The sequence below is a fragment of the Curtobacterium sp. S6 genome (assembly GCF_000710345.2).
Classification (GTDB): Bacteria; Actinomycetota; Actinomycetes; order Actinomycetales; family Micrococcaceae; genus Rothia.
On record NZ_JHEL01000015.1, the window covers coordinates 957,945 to 974,619 of the forward strand.

At 65.1% G+C, this 16,675-nt stretch carries 21 protein-coding genes; all 21 read right to left on the reverse strand.

Annotated elements, in window-relative coordinates; all coding sequences use genetic code 11:
- Window positions 1–16 precede the first annotated feature (16 nt).
- On the reverse strand, window positions 17–487 hold the full coding sequence (rplO, locus tag CURSPS6_RS06550; RefSeq protein WP_030015009.1) for a 50S ribosomal protein L15: 471 nt from the start codon (window positions 485–487) through the stop codon (window positions 17–19).
- Between the two features lie 2 nt (window positions 488–489).
- Window positions 490–699, reverse strand: a complete 210-nt coding sequence (gene rpmD / locus CURSPS6_RS06555) for a 50S ribosomal protein L30 (protein ID WP_200910843.1) — start codon at window positions 697–699, stop codon at window positions 490–492.
- Entirely contained in the window at window positions 699–1,409 is a 711-nt protein-coding gene (rpsE, locus tag CURSPS6_RS06560) for a 30S ribosomal protein S5 (RefSeq protein WP_030015011.1), read from the reverse strand. The genes rpmD and rpsE overlap by 1 nt, the downstream gene beginning before the upstream one ends.
- Window positions 1,406–1,768, reverse strand: a complete 363-nt coding sequence (rplR, locus tag CURSPS6_RS06565; protein ID WP_030015012.1) for a 50S ribosomal protein L18 — start codon at window positions 1,766–1,768, stop codon at window positions 1,406–1,408. Before rplR ends, rpsE begins: the two co-directional genes overlap by 4 nt.
- 2 nt (window positions 1,769–1,770) lie before the next feature.
- Window positions 1,771–2,307 carry a 50S ribosomal protein L6 gene (gene rplF / locus CURSPS6_RS06570; protein WP_030015013.1) on the reverse strand — a complete coding sequence of 179 codons (537 nt, stop codon included), beginning with the start codon at window positions 2,305–2,307 and terminating at the stop codon, window positions 1,771–1,773.
- Window positions 2,308–2,334: 27 nt separating this feature from the next.
- Complete coding sequence (rpsH, locus tag CURSPS6_RS06575; RefSeq protein ID WP_030015015.1) at window positions 2,335–2,733, reverse strand: 30S ribosomal protein S8; 399 nt, start codon at window positions 2,731–2,733, stop codon at window positions 2,335–2,337.
- 71 nt (window positions 2,734–2,804) lie between these two features.
- Entirely contained in the window at window positions 2,805–3,365 is a 561-nt protein-coding gene (rplE, locus tag CURSPS6_RS06580; protein ID WP_030015016.1) for a 50S ribosomal protein L5, read from the reverse strand.
- On the reverse strand, window positions 3,365–3,700 hold the full coding sequence (rplX, locus tag CURSPS6_RS06585; RefSeq protein ID WP_030015017.1) for a 50S ribosomal protein L24: 336 nt from the start codon (window positions 3,698–3,700) through the stop codon (window positions 3,365–3,367). Before rplX ends, rplE begins: the two co-directional genes overlap by 1 nt.
- A gap of 3 nt (window positions 3,701–3,703) precedes the next feature.
- Window positions 3,704–4,075 carry a 50S ribosomal protein L14 gene (gene rplN, locus CURSPS6_RS06590; protein WP_030015019.1) on the reverse strand — a complete coding sequence of 124 codons (372 nt, stop codon included), beginning with the start codon at window positions 4,073–4,075 and terminating at the stop codon, window positions 3,704–3,706.
- Window positions 4,076–4,621: 546 nt separating this feature from the next.
- Complete coding sequence (locus tag CURSPS6_RS06595) at window positions 4,622–6,901, reverse strand: YncE family protein (RefSeq protein WP_152978073.1); 2,280 nt, start codon at window positions 6,899–6,901, stop codon at window positions 4,622–4,624.
- A gap of 381 nt (window positions 6,902–7,282) precedes the next feature.
- A complete protein-coding gene (locus CURSPS6_RS06600; protein ID WP_035810736.1) occupies window positions 7,283–8,119 on the reverse strand; it encodes an ABC transporter ATP-binding protein in 837 nt (278 codons plus the stop codon).
- An 8-nt stretch (window positions 8,120–8,127) separates the two neighbouring features.
- Complete coding sequence (locus tag CURSPS6_RS12520) at window positions 8,128–9,186, reverse strand: FecCD family ABC transporter permease (protein WP_051687687.1); 1,059 nt, start codon at window positions 9,184–9,186, stop codon at window positions 8,128–8,130.
- 8 nt (window positions 9,187–9,194) lie between these two features.
- Window positions 9,195–10,181 carry a FecCD family ABC transporter permease gene (locus tag CURSPS6_RS06610; protein ID WP_030015024.1) on the reverse strand — a complete coding sequence of 329 codons (987 nt, stop codon included), beginning with the start codon at window positions 10,179–10,181 and terminating at the stop codon, window positions 9,195–9,197.
- On the reverse strand, window positions 10,182–11,198 hold the full coding sequence (locus tag CURSPS6_RS06615) for a hypothetical protein (protein WP_051687688.1): 1,017 nt from the start codon (window positions 11,196–11,198) through the stop codon (window positions 10,182–10,184).
- A 3-nt stretch (window positions 11,199–11,201) separates the two neighbouring features.
- Window positions 11,202–13,082, reverse strand: coding sequence for a hypothetical protein (locus CURSPS6_RS06620; protein WP_152978074.1), 1,881 nt, complete (start codon window positions 13,080–13,082; stop codon window positions 11,202–11,204).
- Between the two features lie 115 nt (window positions 13,083–13,197).
- Window positions 13,198–14,211, reverse strand: a complete 1,014-nt coding sequence (locus CURSPS6_RS06625) for an iron-siderophore ABC transporter substrate-binding protein (protein ID WP_235503686.1) — start codon at window positions 14,209–14,211, stop codon at window positions 13,198–13,200.
- A gap of 241 nt (window positions 14,212–14,452) precedes the next feature.
- Window positions 14,453–14,725: a 30S ribosomal protein S17 gene (gene rpsQ, locus CURSPS6_RS06630; RefSeq protein WP_030015029.1), complete on the reverse strand. Its 273-nt coding sequence runs from the start codon at window positions 14,723–14,725 to the stop codon at window positions 14,453–14,455.
- Window positions 14,722–15,048, reverse strand: coding sequence for a 50S ribosomal protein L29 (gene rpmC / locus CURSPS6_RS06635; protein WP_030015031.1), 327 nt, complete (start codon window positions 15,046–15,048; stop codon window positions 14,722–14,724). The genes rpsQ and rpmC overlap by 4 nt, the downstream gene beginning before the upstream one ends.
- Window positions 15,049–15,050: 2 nt before the next feature.
- On the reverse strand, window positions 15,051–15,467 hold the full coding sequence (rplP, locus tag CURSPS6_RS06640; RefSeq protein ID WP_030015032.1) for a 50S ribosomal protein L16: 417 nt from the start codon (window positions 15,465–15,467) through the stop codon (window positions 15,051–15,053).
- Complete coding sequence (gene rpsC / locus CURSPS6_RS06645) at window positions 15,468–16,292, reverse strand: 30S ribosomal protein S3 (RefSeq protein WP_030015034.1); 825 nt, start codon at window positions 16,290–16,292, stop codon at window positions 15,468–15,470. It lies immediately after the preceding gene.
- Window positions 16,293–16,658: a 50S ribosomal protein L22 gene (gene rplV / locus CURSPS6_RS06650; RefSeq protein ID WP_030015036.1), complete on the reverse strand. Its 366-nt coding sequence runs from the start codon at window positions 16,656–16,658 to the stop codon at window positions 16,293–16,295.
- Window positions 16,659–16,675 lie beyond the last annotated feature (17 nt).

Consider the following 16,675-nt stretch of genomic DNA (forward strand, 5'->3'; position numbering starts at 1 on the left):
CAGCTCAACCGCAGAACTACTTGCCGGTGACGGTCGCGGTGCCGCCTGCGGCTTCGATCTTCTCCGCCGCGGTGGCGGAGAACTTGTCCGCGGTGACGTTGACCTTAACGGTCAGCTCACCCTGGCCGAGGACCTTGACCGGCTGGTTCTTGCGAACCGCACCCTTGGCCACGAGGTTCTCGACGGTGACGTCGCCACCTTCGGGGAACAGTTCCGAGATGCGCTCCAGGTTAACAACCTGGTACTCGACGCGGAACGGGTTCTTGAAGCCACGGAGCTTCGGAAGGCGCATGTGCAGCGGAAGCTGCCCACCCTCGAAGCCGGCCTTGACCTGGTAACGAGCCTTGGTGCCCTTGGTTCCTCGACCAGCGGTCTTACCCTTTGATCCCTCGCCGCGACCCACACGGGTCTTGGCCTTGTGGGATCCCTGGGCGGGACGCAGGTCGTGGAGCTTGATGGCCTGGCGTTCTTCGTTCGTATCTGCCATTTTTACTTGACCTCCTCAACCTTCACGAGGTGAGCGACGGTGTTGACCATACCGCAGGTCACCGGATCGGCGGTGCGAACAACCTTGTTGCCCGGACGCTTGAGTCCCAATGAGCGCAGAGTATCGCGCATGTTCTGCTTCTGGCCAACATAGGACTTCAACTGCGTGATCTCCAGCTTCGCATCGCTGGGCTGAATACGCTTTCCGATCATTACGCACCTGCCTTTTCATCGCGCAGCAGGTAGCTCGGGATGACCTCGTCGTTCGGCAGACCACGGCGGGCCGCAACGGCGACGGGCTCTTCGAGCATACGCAGGGCCTCAATGGCCGCGTGCACGATATTGATCTGGTTCGAGGAACCGAGGGACTTGGACAGCACGTCGTGGATGCCGGCGCACTCGAGCACCGCGCGCACCGGACCACCGGCGATAACACCGGTACCAGCGGTTGCGGGACGGAGCATCACGACACCTGCGGCCGCTTCACCCTGCACGCGGTGCGGGATGGTGCGGTCCTCGACGCGGGGCACGCGGAAGAAGTTCTTCTTGGCTTCTTCGACGCCCTTGGAGATGGCCGAGGGAACTTCCTTGGCCTTTCCGTAGCCGACGCCGACCAAACCGTTGCCGTCGCCAACGACGACGAGAGCGGTGAAGCTGAAGCGACGGCCGCCCTTGACGACCTTCGAGACGCGGTTGATGGTGACAACCTTCTCGATGTACTTGTCCTTCTCCTCGTCGCGGCCACCGCGTCCACCGCGGCCACCACGATCGTTGCGGTCATTGCGACCACGGCCGCCGCGTTCACCGCGGTTGCCGCCGCGACGGTCGTCGCGCTTGGAGGAGTTCTCGGTCTCGGAGTTCTCGGTTGCAGCGTTGTTCTCTGCCACCTGATTTTCCTTTTCGTTTGCAGTCTGCTCGCTCACAGTGCCAGCCCACCTTCCCGGGCGCCTTCAGCAACAGCGGCCACACGGCCGTGGTACTTGTTGCCGCCACGATCGAATACAACGGACTCGACGCCCGCGGCCTTGGCACGCTCGGCGATGAGCTCGCCGACGCGCTTGGCCTTAGCGGTCTTGTCCATATCGGTTGCGGAACGCAACTCGGCTTCCAGCGTGGAGGCCGAGGCCAGCGTGTTGCCCTGGGCGTCGTCGATGACCTGCACGAACATGTGCTTGGTCGAACGGAACACCGAGAGACGGGGACGCGCGGCGGTACCGGAGACGTGCTTGCGAACGCGCGTGTGACGGCGCTTGCGAGCAGCGAACTTCGTCTTGTTAGCCATGTTTACTTACCAGCCTTTCCGACCTTGCGGCGGATCTGCTCGCCCTCGTAGCGAACACCCTTGCCCTTGTAGGGGTCGGGAGCGCGGAGGCTACGAATGTTGGCGGCCACCTGGCCGACCTGCTGCTTGTGGATACCGGAGACGGTGAGCTTGTTGTTGCCCTCGACCGTGAAGGTGATTCCTTCCGGAGCCTTCACAGAGACGGGATGGCTGTAGCCCAGCGCGAATTCCAGGTCCGTGCCCTTGGCCAGCACACGGTAACCGGTGCCGACGATCTCGAGCTTCTTGTTGTAGCCCTGGGACACACCGACGATCATGTTGTTGATCAGGGTGCGGCTGAGGCCGTGGAGCGAGCGGGACTCGCGCTCATCGTCGGGACGGTTGACAGTGAGGGTATCTCCATCGAGGGAGACGGTGATCGGCGAGGCGATCTCCTGGGAGAGTTCTCCCTTGGGCCCCTTCACGCTCACGAGGGAGCCGTCGATCTTTACCTCAACACCAGCCGGCACCGAGATGGGGAGACGTCCAATACGTGACATTCTTCTCTTCCTTTCTCTTGTGACCGACTACCAGACGTAGGCGAGGACTTCGCCGCCCACGCCCTTCTTGGAGGCCTGCTTGTCGGTAAGCAACCCCGAAGAGGTGGACAGGATGGCGATGCCGAGTCCACCGAGAACCTGAGGAAGGTTGGTGGACTTCGCGTAAACGCGCAGGCCCGGCTTGGAAATGCGACGAACCCCGGCGATCGAGGTCTCGCGGTTCGGACCGAACTTGAGGTCGAGGGCGAGGGTCTTGCCGACCCGGGCCTCTTCCTCGTGCCAATCCTTGATGTAGCCCTCGGCCTTGAGGATGTCAGCGATCCGGGCCTTGAGCTTGGAGTACGGCATGGACACGGATTCGTGGTGTGCCGAATTTGCGTTGCGCAGACGCGTCAGCATATCTGCGACAGGATCTGTCATGGTCATGTGGGCACTTGCCCTTCCTCGTTACGGTTTCCGTCACCCCGGAGGCCGGGAGCGGACCTGAAACGTAGCAGTTAGTTGGTCTTGAACGGGAAGCCGAGCTGGCGGAGCAGCGCGCGGCCTTCGTCGTCGGTCTTGGCGGTGGTGACCACGGTGATGTCCATACCGCGCACGCGATCGATCGCGTCCTGGTCGATTTCGTGGAACATCGACTGCTCGGTCAGACCGAACGTGTAGTTACCATTGCCATCGAACTGGCGATCCGAGAGTCCGCGGAAGTCGCGAATACGGGGCAGCGCCAGGGAGATCAGGCGATCGAGGAATTCCCACATGCGGTCTCCACGCAGCGTCGTGTGGCAGCCGATCGGCTGTCCCTCACGCAGCTTGAACTGCGCGATCGACTTCTTGGCGCGGGTGACCTGCGGCTTCTGACCCGTGATGAGGGTCAGATCCTTGACGGCCGAATCGATGAGCTTGGAGTCGCGTGCTGCGTCTCCCACACCCATGTTGACGACGACCTTGACGAGCTTCGGGGACTGCATCGGGTTTCCGTAGGAGAACTCGCTCTGCAGCGCCGGAACAACCTCGTCCTTGAACTTGGTCTTGAGGCGGGGGGTGATCTTGGTTTCGGTCATTAGAGGTCCTTACCCGAGCTCTTGGACACGCGCACGCGAACGGTGCGGTCGCGTCCATCACGCTCAACGGTCTCTTCGCGGTAGCCAACGCGGCTGGCCTTCTTGGTCTCGGGGTCCACGATCGCGACGTTCGAGACGTGGATCGAGGCCTCAACCTTCTGGATGCCGCCACCTTCGCCGGTGTTCGGGTTGGCCTTGGTGTGCTTGGTGACAACCTTGACGCCCTCGACGAGAACGCGGTTGGTCTCCGGGAAGACCTTCAGGACCTTGCCCTGCTTGCCCTTGTCGGAACCTGAAATGACCTGTACCAGGTCACCGCTCTTGATCTTAGCCATAAGTTAGAGCACCTCCGGAGCAAGCGAAATGATCTTCATGAACCGCTTATCGCGCAGCTCGCGACCGACCGGCCCGAAGATACGGGTACCGCGGGGCTCGCCGTCGGTGTTCTTGAGGATCACTGCTGAGTTCTCATTGAACTTGATGTAGGAGCCGTCCGAACGACGGGTCTCCTTCTTGGTACGAACGATGACGGCCTTGACGACGTCACCCTTCTTGACGTTGCCGCCAGGAATTGCGTCCTTGACGGTGGCGACGATGATGTCGCCGATACCTGCGTAGCGACGGCCAGATCCACCGAGAATACGAATGGCAAGGATTTCCTTGGCACCCGTGTTGTCGGCGACCTTGAGCCGTGACTCCTGCTGAATCACTGGTTACTCCTGTCGTCTCACCGGTTCTCACGCCGAGGCAGGCTTTGCCTGCTCGATCGCCGTGGGCCTTGTGGAACAGCTGGTCGGGGTTGATGACGCACCGTTTCCCCTGCTGACCGACGTCGAGCAGAATATTCTGCCCTCGTAGGAAAGGGTCAGCGGTACGCCTGGGAATTCTTCATGCCAGGAACATCGTGAACCGCTGGCTCACCGACCGAACGTGGCTGGTGCCCGCGTCATTATGCACTGGCACGGAAAAATTCCGTGGAACATGTGTGGCACCGCGCCACACCGCCGAAGGCATACGCCGCCGAAGTGAGGGCACGGAAAGTCCACACAAGGTCAATACTCTACCAGTTCCTCTCGACGAGTTAAAGGGGCGGTCGCCGCGGCGACCGTGATGATTCTCGTCACGAAGAACGCCCCAGAAGGGATAAACGAGGGGGTGCGCCCGGCCTTGACCGGGCACACCCCCTCTAGCTTCCACGCGAGAGGCCCTGGTTGTGGCTATCGGCCGCCCGCCGGGCCGGGCCTCCCCGCGTCAGGTTAGGCCGTCCGACGGCGGCGCAGCACGACCAAGGTCGCACCCGCCGCGAGCGCAATTGCGCCGGCGCCGATCATCCAGCCGATGCCACCGGCACCCGTGTAGGCCAGCTGACCCGACGGGGAGTCGGACTTGGCGCGGGTGGAGTTGACGGCCGGAGCCTGAGCCTGGGGCTGAGCCGAGGAATTTCCGTTCGAGGCGACACCCGGGCCACCCTGACCGCCGTCCATCCGCGGAGCGTCAGCCGCGGGGGCGCTCTCGGCGGAGTCCTTCCGGTCCCCCGCGGGGGCGGAGATCTTCTGCTCGTCCGACGTGGGGGTCGCCTCGTTCTTCACCTCCGGAGCGGCAGTGGAGTCCTTCTCGGGCTTCGCGTCGTTCTTTGCGTCGGCCTTTTCCTCCGGCTTGGCCTTCTCATCAGGCTTCACCTCAGGCTTGGCCTTGTCATCGGGCCGAGGCTCCGACTTCATCTCCAGCCCCTTCGTGGAGTCCACGTAGGTTCCGTACCCCTGGAAGGCAACCTCCATCGGCCGCACGGCCTGGGCCTCCGGGGCGGTCACCTCGGTCTTGCCGCCCGCCGCGATGGTGACCTCGACGTTGACCCCGCGGGATTTATCTCCATCCTTCGACGAACCCGAGAGGAAGGAGATCGTGTGCTTGGTGCCTGGATCCCAGGTTCCCGCCGCCGCGTTGGAGTTCTCCGCGGTGGGGAAGGGCAGGGTCGCCTCCCACTTTCCGTTCGCGTCCGCCTGGATCGTGGCGATCTCGGTCGATCCATTGACCGACACCCGGTTCTTGTCGTATTTGGCGACCACCGTGGAGCCGGCCGATCCATCCTCGACCTTCCAACCCTCACCGGTGAACTTGATGCCCTGACCCTGCGGCAGAACGGTCGCCCCTGTCACGGTCGCGTTGGCGTCCTGCCGGGTGGCGATCGTCTTGACCTCGGTGGCCTCAACCTGGGCGGTCTCCGTGTGCCCCGGAACCATACCGTTCTCCGTGACCTCTACCTTGGTGATAGTGTCGGCCTTGATCGGGGTAGCGTCCTTGAGTTTCCACACCGGGTCTTCGCCCTTGGCCGCCGTATTGGTCACCCCGGAAATTTCGGTCGCCGAGGGGCGGTTTTGCCCGGTGGTGTAATCGATGGTGAACGGAACCTCTCCCGCAAGGTAGGCCTCGCTCTTGTCGAGGGTAATCGCTCCGTAAGGCGTCGCGACGACGTCGTTCACTCCGAAGGCCGTCCCCATGGGGTTCTGCGACACGACCGCGGCGATATTCTGGGTCTTCCCGTCGAGGACGTAGAGACCGCGGTCCCGGCTGTTCTTGGCGCGATCGAAGTTCGTCACGTAGACGAGGTCGTGCTCCTCATCGTTATCCACGGCCAACGTCGTGCCGCCGAGCTCGATCCACTTCTTCAAGGCACCCGTCGACAGGTCGTAGATCCCCACCCCGGAGTTCTTGCCGTCCTTGCCCTGAGAGGTCACGTACATCTCGTTCAGCGAGTGGTCTACGGCGATATCCGAGGGCATGAACGTCGCCGAGCTATCCTCGCCGCCCTCCAGGGTCAACGTTTGCGGAGCCTCGTCCAGGTTGTTGAGGTTGACGACCTTGACCTGACGGGTGATCCGCAGCGGGAAGTAGGCCTTTCCGTCCTTCTCATCGAAGTAGCTGTTCATGACGGCGAACTGCCGGTCTTGGACATCGGCGAGCTTCAAGGTCTTGAGGTGCTTGTACGTACCGGCGTCGAAGACGATCACCTGCCCCCTCACGCCCACGAACGCCATGCCCCGGGCGACGTGCACCTCGCGGGGGTGGATCATCCCGAGGGCTTCTCGCTCCCCCTGGGGCAGATCCCGCGTCGTGAAGACCTTCTTCATGGTGGTCTGGTCGTAGACGGTGATCGAGTCGTCCAGGGTGTTCGTCACCCAGACGGTGTTATGCGCGTCATCGACGCCCACCCCGTAGGGAGTCGCCAGGCGATGACCCGTCGGCGTCGTACCACCGCGCGGAATCGAGTCCACGACGTCCATCGACACGGTGTTCTCAATCTTCATGGTCTTCGGGTTGACCTTGGCCAAGGTGCCGGTCACGGCTCCCCACGCCGAGGAGGTAACCCATAGCGCATCGTTCTTCGCCGAGTATCCGGCCTGGTACTGGCCCGGCAGACCCTGAGTCTGCTGGGCCTGCACCTGGAAGGAGCGGTACTGCGTGGGAGTCTGTCCAGCAGCGGGTGCCTGAGCCGCCAGCGCCGACGGGGCGAAGGTGCCGCCAACGAGTAGTGCCATGGAGCTCGAGGCAAGGGCCATCCGGCGGAAAGCCGTCGAAGAGGGTTTATTGCAGGAGAAAATCATGTTTCCTCGTTCTCTAGTATGCGGTGAATTGCGTCTCGGGCCGTGACGGAGCCACTGCGCCGTCGGCTCTATTCATCACCAGCGACGAGAAAAGCAACGGCACCTTCCACGCGCGTATAAGTTTACCTAACCCCGTATTAAAGCAACCCTTATTTTCTGACCGAGACGCTTCCTCAGGCGCCCCCGCACGGGCACGAATTCGTTCGCGCACGTCAGGCCCATGACCCGGGAGGTCGAGCCCCCAGAGTGATCTTGATCACCACACTGCGGTCACCCTCCGATCGGACGGCTCCCCCACTACCTGATCGCGACCCCTCATGTGTCGGCGGGAGTGGCCTCCGGCCGACCGCGTTTCGTGTCGAGCGGCACCACCAAGGGGCCGCCCGTCGCGGGATCCTCGATCACCACGTTCGGCAGGTCGAAAACCCGCTCCACCAGGGAAGAGGTCACCAACTGAGCCGGCCTCCCCTGCGCGATGACGATCCCCTCCTTCATCATCACCAGGTGGGTCGCATAGCGCAGGGCAAGGTTGAGGTCGTGCAACACCACGACCACGGTCCGCCCCTCCTCGTGGAGGCGGCGAGTGACGTCCAAGACCTCGATTTGATGCGTGATGTCGAGGTACGTGGTCGGCTCGTCCAGAAGGATCACCGGGGTGCTTTGGGCCAGGGTCATGGCGATCCACGCGCGCTGCCGTTGCCCACCGGACAGGGATTCCACCGGCCGGTCGCGCAGGTCCCAGACGTTCGTCGCGGCCATAGCGCGCCGACAGGCTTCCTCGTCCCGCGAGGTCCACGAGTTCACCAGGGATTGGTGCGGATATCGCCCGCGGGCGACGACGTCGGCGACGGTCACCCCGAGAGGGGCCTCCGGGGTTTGGGGTAGCATCGCAAGCTCGCGAGCGAGCGCCCTGCTACGAATGCCCTTGAGCGGCCTGCCGTCGAGCGTCACGAACCCCTCATGCGGCTCGACGACCCGCGCGAGCGCTTTCAGAAGCGTCGACTTGCCGCACGCATTGGGGCCGAGGATCACGGTCAGCTCCCCGTCGAGGACGGCGAGGTCCAGCGAACGCAGCACGGTCCGGGAACCGTAGCCGCAACTGATGTGGTGGGCCGCGAGGCGATGATCGGCCGCCCCGGTGGGAACGCTCACGGGGTGATTCACAATTTTCTCCGTTCCACCAAGATCACGTAGACCAGATACAGTCCTCCGACCGCGCCGGTGATCACCCCCGCGGGCAGGTGCAGACCAAAGGCGTGGGCACCGAAGAGATCCGCGGCGAGCACCAGGGCGGCCCCCGTCAGCGCCGAGGTGGCAAGCCCCGCCCCGGAAGTCCTCGTCAACGCCCTGGCCAGATGAGGGGCCGCCATCGCGACGAAGGCCAGCGGCCCGGAGGTTGCGGTCGCGACGCTGACCAGCATGATGCCGACGATCAGCATGACCGCGCGCCATCCCGGCGGGACGCCGAGGCCGACCGCGGTCGCGTCTCCGAAACGCAGGGTCCCCAATGGGCGAGCGCCGGCGACGATCACCGGGCCTAGAACCGCCACGCCGATCACCACGACCAGGGTCTTCGACCAGGTCATCGTGTTGAACGAACCGACCAGCCACATCTGGGCGGCCTGGGCCAGGGCGGATTCCGCGCGAGAGACCAGGAGCGTGTTGACGGCCCCGAGGGTCGCCCCGATCCCTACCCCGACGATCACGAGCCGGTGCCCTCGGACGCCGTTGCTGCGGGTGGCGAGATAGATGACTCCGGCGGTGACGATCCCGCCGAGGACGGCTCCCAGCGCAATCCCGGAAGGATCCGCCTGAACCAGAATGATCATCACCACCGCACCCGTGGCCGCGCCCCGGCTGACGCCGATAATGTCGGGGCTGCCCAGCGAATTTCCCGTGATGATTTGGAAGATCGCGCCGGAGACCCCGAATGCCGCGCCCACGGCGGTGGCCGCAATCGCCCGCGGCAAGCGGACCTGGTTCACAAAATAGATATCCAGCCGGTTTCCCTGGCCCCACAGGGCGGCCCAGACCTCGCCGCCGCGGAGATCGCGCTCCCCCAAGGCGAGGGACCACGCGACCAGCCCGAGGATGCCCGACAGCAGGATCACCTGAATCACCACCGCCCTGACCGATACCCGGGCGTTGACGACCCCCCGCAGGGTGAGGGAGGGCCTGGTCCCCAGATCGGGCCCGCAGGATAGCGCGGTCTTTCCCACCGACCCCCTCATAGCGCGAGGACCCGCCGTCGCATCATCAGCGCCACGAAGAGTGGAGCCCCCAGCAGGGTGGCCAGGACCCCCACCGGCGCTTCCTGGGGCGCGAGGATCACGCGGGCCACGACGTCCGCCCCGAGAACCCACGCCGGACCGAGGATGATCGACCCCACGTTGACCCACCGGACGTCGTTGCCGAGAACCGACCGGACGACGTACGGAACCGCCAGGCCCACGAACGCGATCGGCCCGATCGCGGCGGTCGTGGTTGCCGAGAGCAGGGCCACCGCCACGAGGGCCACGGTCCGGGTCCGTTGAACCGAGACCCCCAGGGAGATGGCCACCTCATCGCCCAGCGCCAACGCATGAAGGGACCTGGTCACCGACAGCGCCAGAAGTACCCCCACGAGCTGGACGGGCACGACGTGCGCCACGACCGACAGCCCGCGCCCTTCCAACGAGCCGGCGATCCATACCCGGAATTCATCAAAGGCATCGTGATTCGCCAGAATCATGGCCTCGGTCAGGGACATGAGCGCCGCGGAAAGGCCGATTCCCGCCAGGATGAGTCGCACGACGTTCCGTTGGGCACCGCCTCCCAGGGAAAAGGCCAGCGCCGCGGTCACGCTCGCCCCCACCCAGGCGGCCAGCATGTAAGCCGGAAGGGAGGCCGAGCCCGTCACCACCACCAGGAGCACCACGGCGGCCGCCGCACCCGCGTTGAGCCCGAGGATCCCGGGTTCCGCGAGCGGATTGCGCGTCAACGTTTGCATCAGGGACCCTGCCAGGCCCAGGGCCATCCCGCAGGCTACCCCCAGGATGGTCCGCGGTATGCGCTGTTCCCACAGGATGGTCCGTGCCAGAGAGCTGGCCGACCCCGAGAGGGCCCGCGTCACCTCGCCGACGGGCAAGGCATGTGATCCCCAGTAGAGCGAGGCCAGCACGGTGACAAGGCTCAGGGCTCCCATGCCCAGGAGCCACATCGGCCTGCGGTACACTCACTCCCCTCCATCGACCGGAGCCGACGGGTCCGCCGTGGATGGGGACCGACGGCGCATCCACATGGCCGCCGCGACCGCAACGGCCAGGACCAGGACGATCGTCCCGGCCCACGGGAAGGCCCCGGCCTCGCGGTCCCGGTGCTCGGTGGAGGCGGCCTGCGCCGTGGGCGCCGAGACCTCGGCTGCGGTCGATTTCTCCGCCCCGCGTGTTCCCGACGGGCTCGCGGCCGTCGCCGAGGCCGACGGGCTCACGGTGACCGAAGACGATCCGGAGCCTTCGGCTTGACGCCGCGCATATTCCTCCGCCGAGATGGGCCGGCCGGCCTCGTCGAGATACTCGACGGCCTGGTCCTGGCCCCGCGAATCGCCCTGCGCTCCGTCCCGCCCGGAAGCCCCCTGCGCGTCGGCCGGGGACCCGTTGCCCGAGGACTCCCCGAGACGTCCCGAACCTTCTCGATCCGTGCGATTCGCGGGGGTGCCCGCCCCGGAGGAACCGCCCGCCCCGGCGGCGATGTCCTTGGCATCCACGGAATATACCCGCCCGCCGACCGACGACTCGTTGACCCCCTGGACCGTGAATCCGGGGCTCTCGTTGGTATACCCCTTGGTGCCCTTCCCATCGGGCAGCAGTGCCGTGGCCAGGAAACGCAACGTGTGCGTTCCCTCGGAGAGATCCCGCGGAAGCACCAGGGAGCCTTCGACGCGACCGGTGCCGTCGGACTTCTGCTGATGAACGACGCACGCCCCCTGCGGCGAGTCCGCCGGGCAGGCCTGACCGTTATCAATCTTGATATATACCTGCTCATTGCGGGGAAAACCGGTGAGATCAAACCCGATGGTGTCCCCCGCTTTGAGGACCTGGGGGGCTACGGTCGAGCTCGTCCCCGGGGTGTTGACCCCGGCGCCCGTCGGGGGAAGCGCCTCGCCGGCGGGGGCTCCCCACACCCCCAACCACAGGGCCGAGACGAGTGCACCGAGCGAGAGACCCCCGAGTCGACGTTGAACGACGGACATGACCTATTCCCTTTCTTCCGTGGTCTGCATCGGTGACGCCGGCCGGCGGCGCGTCGTGGCCACGGTCGCCACGAGCACGACGACGCCCGCCAGCGCCAGGAGAACGTTGTCGGCCGAGAAGATCCGGGCCCCGGAACGCGAGGAGACGGCATCGGCCGGCCGAGGGCGCGCTACGTTAGGCCCCTCGACGAGCGTTGAACCGGGGGTGTGGGGAACCTCCGTGACGTGCGGACGCGGCGACGCGACATCTTCCACAGCAGCCTGCTGCGCGACCGGCCTCGGCCTCAGGCGAAACACCTGGCGCGCGGGGCGTGCCGATCCCGCGAAGCGTTCCAACGCGCTCTCGACGCGCGGACCGCGCCCACCGGCATCCGCGTGGTGCGCCGGCATCGCCTCCGGCCGATCCCGCGCTCCCCCGGAGGCACGCTCCGCGTCGTCGTGGAGGCCAGGCGAGGGCACGGACGCATGATCGTGGGCCTCCACGGCCGAGGCCGTTGCTCGCGCCGGATCTGGGGCCCCGGCTTCTCCACCGCCCGCGGGTGCGCGCGAGGTCTCCTCGACGTCGAGCCAGTCCCAGCCGGCGACCTCGCCGAGAAGGCCCAGGTCTCCTCGCTGAACCACGAGCCGGTATTTTCCGCCCGCCATCGCGGAGGGGAGGTCGTAGGCAAAGGTCCCGTCCTCCGACAGCCGCATCCATCCGCTGCCCCACTGCGGCCGAGCGGAACCGGCGATGTAGGGCGTCGCGATGACCCACTCACCGCCCGATGCATCATTCAGACGCACGGTCACCCGGCGCTCGGATCGAGACACGCTGATGTGACGACCGGGCTCAGGGCCGAGATCGGCCAATCCCACGGTGTCGGGCAACCCGTTGGGCCGATAGTCACCCACGGTGAAGTTCAGCGTGGCGGGGCCTCCGTAACTGGTATGCAAGTCCCCTTCGCGGAGAGACCCCGAGAGCAGCCGGAGAGAGTGCAGCCCAGGGCCCAGCGCGGGAGAGGAAGCGGCGTCGGACCCATCCGGTAGATCGATCCACACGTCCAGGCGCCCGGTCTTCGCGTCGGGATCCACGATCGCCCACACGGTTCTGTTCGAAAAGACGGCGTCGTCGGTCCGGGCGATCTTCCCCTCGTCGATTTTGATGGCGACGCGGGGAGCCCCGCCGCTCTCGACGGGATTGCACCAACCGTCGCCCACCAGGTGCAGCTTGCCGCCGGGGGCAACGGAGCGGTTTTCAATGGTCGCGACGGGCTTCTCCACATCCGAACGGCACGTCCCGGCGGACTCGTGCGCGAGTTCGGGAGCCGCGAGGCCGTCCACCGGGATCGGGCGGGACACGCCGCGCCGCTGCACGTCGTGCCTCATGATGTGCCCCGACTGCGCCGTGACCGTGACGTAATGCCCCGGCCGCGCGTGCGCCAGCTCCTCGGGGGCCTTGACCGTGATGTCGAAGGAACCATCCCGGCGAACCGAGAAGATCCCGTGGTCCGGATCCTCCGGGCCGGCGCCTTCGGGCCGCACCAAGGCCCAGATCGTGGGGTCCTCGGCCTGTCCGAGGGATGACAGATAGGCGCCGATGGCGCCGTCCGGGCGCCGGAGCTGACGAGGCTTTCCGTTCCCGTCGAGATCGTTGATTTTCAGGGCAAGGGTCGATCCGGAATCTCCGGCCGCGGACAACCACCCGGTTCCGGTGATCCTCAGCGTGGCTGCCTCCCCGGTGGTAATGGGCTCCACGCGGAACTCGGCCGGCGGCCTGCCGCCGTCAGAGGGAATCGTGGTGGCGACCCAATCGGAGGTATCGACGGCGGATGCCTGCGGGGTCTGCGGGATATCGGCCGACCACGCGGGTAACGGTGTGGCCACACCGACGAGAATTGTGGTCAATCCGGCGCACCACACGGATAGCTCACGGACATTCGGTCGGGAAGGAGTTCGTTGTTTCATGTCAGGTACTTCGTGATGTTCGGGTCGAGGGCCCGGAAGGCGGGCCCCGTGAGGCCTAGGAAGCCAAGAGGGCCTTGGCGACGTCGTCGACGATGCCGTCCATCAGGAGCGGCCCGCCGGTCGAGGTCCACAGGGAGCCGTCGACCAGAACGATGTTGCCGGAGCGATAGGCTCGCAGGTCTTTGAAGCCCGAGACCCCTTCCGCCGTCTCCAAGGCTTTGCGGGCCGAGTCCAGGCCGGGGTCGTCCTCCGAGTGAGGATTCGCTTGGCTCGCGCCGCCCAAGGTCCCGAAGAACATGTAGTCGGCATCGATCGTTGACAGGCTTTCCAATGACACGGGTTCGGAGTGCCCGCGGCCTTCACGGTTCTGCGGTTCCGGCCGGCGCAGCCCTAGGGCGTCCAGGGCTTCTCCCGCCGGAAGCTCCTTGAGGATCAGTGACGGGCCGCTCCCCTGCCAGCGGACGATCGAAAAGGTCTTCTCGGAGTATTTGCCCTCCAAGGCCTGGCGCTTGTCGGAGACCTTCTCCTCAAATCGTCGCTTGAATTCGACCCCCTGGTCCGCCAGGTTCAGGGCATCGGCAACATGGTCAAAGTTCAGCTCCCACCGGCCTCCCGCGTATCCCGTGAAGACCAGCGGAGCAATCTTCTTGAGGATGTCCAGGATGTCCGGCCGGTTGTTGACGCTCGTCCCGTCCACCACGATGAGATCGGGGTCCAGCGACGAGATCTTTTCGTAGTCGAGGTTGCCAATGGTTCCGACCAACGGGATACCCTCGGCCAGATCCCCCAGGTAGTGCGGGGCCCGGGCCTGACCGCGGCCCGCGACGGTGCCGACGGGCTTGACGCCCAGCGCCAACGCGGCGTCGAGGGTCGGTTCCGACAGGGTCACCACGCGCTGCGGGTGCTCCGGAACCGTCACCTCGGCGTCGTCGATGTCCTTGACGACCCTGGTTAGCCCCTGGCTACCGGCGTCTTCGGTGGTCGCCGCGACACCGCAGGCCGTCAGCGCCAAGAGAAGCACGAGACCCGCGACCAGCGCCTTTCCGACCCGGCGCTGAGCGCTCCCCACGCGATACATAACAAGGCTTAGCACACCGTGCATTAAGTCCCCCCACTCCTGGCACTAAGTGTCCCCTCAGTTTAGCGAAGATTCCGCACCACGTCACCGTGTCCGGGGCCGCACCGAGCGCGCTTCCCGGCCCCGGCGGGCGAATTCGGACACGCGGCACGGCGCAATGCACGCAAAAAGGCCCCCTCCCGATCTCTCGGGAGGGGGCCTTTCCTTGGGCTATCGAGCCGGGAGAGCCAATTTACTTGGCCTTCTCCAGGATCTCGACGATGCGCCAACGCTTGGAGGCCGACAGCGGCCGGGTCTCCATGATGCGCACGAAGTCGCCGACGCCAGCAGTATTCTGCTCGTCGTGCGCCTTCACCTTGCTGCTGCGGCGCAGGACCTTGCCGTAGAGGCCGTGCTTGACGTGGTCCTCCACCTCGACGACGACGGTCTTGTCCATTTTGTCGGACACGACGAAGCCGCGACGGGTCTTGCGGAGATTACGCTCTTCCGTCTTCTGTTCACTCACTTGGCATCACCTTCGGTAGCGCTAGCCTTGTCGGCCTTTTTCGCTGCCTTAGCAGCCTTCTTGTCGGCCTTCTTGTCAGAGGCGTCACCGGCGGGCTCTGCCTCGGGGCGAATGCCCAATTCGCGCTCACGCATCACCGTGTAGATGCGCGCGATATCGCGCTTGACAGCCTTGAAGCGGCCCGCGTTCTGGAGCTGCCCCGTGGCCTTCTGGAAACGGAGGTTGAACAACTCTTCCTTGGCCGAACGCAGCTTCTCGGTGAGAGCCGCGTTGTCCAGCTCTGCGAGCTGATCGATCGAGAGATCCTTGGATCCTACTGCCATTTCTATTCACCACCTTCGCGACGCACGATGCGTGCCTTCATGGGGAGCTTGTGGATTGCCAGGCGAAGTGCCTCTTTCGCGACTTCGTCGCTGACGCCACCCAGCTCGAAGACAACGCGACCGGGCTTGACGTTGGCGACCCACCACTCGGGGGAACCCTTACCGGAACCCATACGGGTTTCGGCGGGCTTCTTGGTCAGCGGGCGGTCCGGGAAGATGTTAATCCAGACCTTACCGCCACGCTTGATGTAGCGGGTCATGGCGATACGGGCAGCCTCGATCTGACGGTTGGTCACATACGCGGGTGCCAGTGCCTGAACGCCCCAGTCACCGAATGTCACGGTGGTGCCGCCCTTGGCGACGCCGCTGCGCTTCGGGTGGTGCTGCTTGCGGTACTTTACGCGACGGGGAATCAGCATTTATGCCTCACCGTTTTCTGCAGTCTTGGCTTCGGCCGCCGGGGCTTCCGAAGCGCCATTCTGCTGCTCGTTGCGTCCTCCGCGACGACCGGCTCCACCGGTGTTGCGACGACGACGCTCGCCGCCTCCGCGACGATCGTTACCGCGGCGGTTGCCCTGCGCGGCCTGCTGAGCAGCAAGTTCCTTATCGGTCATGTCACCCTTGTAGATCCACACCTTGACACCGATGCGACCGAAGGTGGTCTTGGCCTCGAAGAAGCCGTAATCGATGTTGGCGCGGAGGGTGTGCAGCGGCACGCGTCCTTCTCGGTAGAACTCCGAGCGGGACATTTCGGCGCCGCCGAGGCGACCCGAGCACTGAATACGGATGCCCTTGGCCCCGGCCCGCTCAGCGGACTGGATGGCCTTCTTCATCGCGCGGCGGAATGCCACGCGGGAAGCGAGCTGCTCCGCAACGCCCTGAGCAACGAGCTGGGCGTTGACCTCGGGGTTCGAGACCTCGAGGATGTTCAGCTGGATCTGCTTGCCGGTGAGCTTTTCGAGCTCGCCGCGGATGCGGTCTGCTTCGGCGCCACGACGGCCGATCACGATGCCGGGGCGTGCCGTGTGGATATCCACACGCACACGATCACGGGTGCGCTCGATCTCGACGTTGGCGATGCCGGCGCGCTCCATGCCGTTCGACATGAGCTCACGGATCTTCACATCCTCGCGGATGAAGTCCCTGTAGCGCTGGCCTTCCTTGTTGGAGTCAGCGAACCAATGCGACTTGTGGTCCGTGGTGATCCCCAGTCGGAATCCGTGCGGGTTGATTTTCTGTCCCACTTAGCGGTCCTCCTCGTTCTCCGGGGTAGCGAGCACCACGGTGATGTGGCTGGTTCGCTTGTTGATGCGGTATGCACGACCCTGAGCACGCGGCTGGAACCGCTTCATGGTCGGGCCTTCGTCGACGTAGGCTTCGCTGATGAAGAGTTCTTCTTCTTTGTAAGCTACGCTGTCGCGGTCCGCGAGCTGGCGGGCGTTAGCCACTGCCGACTCGACGATCTTGAAGACCGGTTCAGAAGCGCCCTGCGGGGCAAACTTCAGAATCGCCAGAGCCTCATTCGCCTGCTTGCCACGAATCAGGTTGACGACGCGCCGGGCCTTCATAGGCGTCACGCGAACGTAGCGCGCAGATGCCTTGGCTTCCATTGCCTATCTCTCTTTCG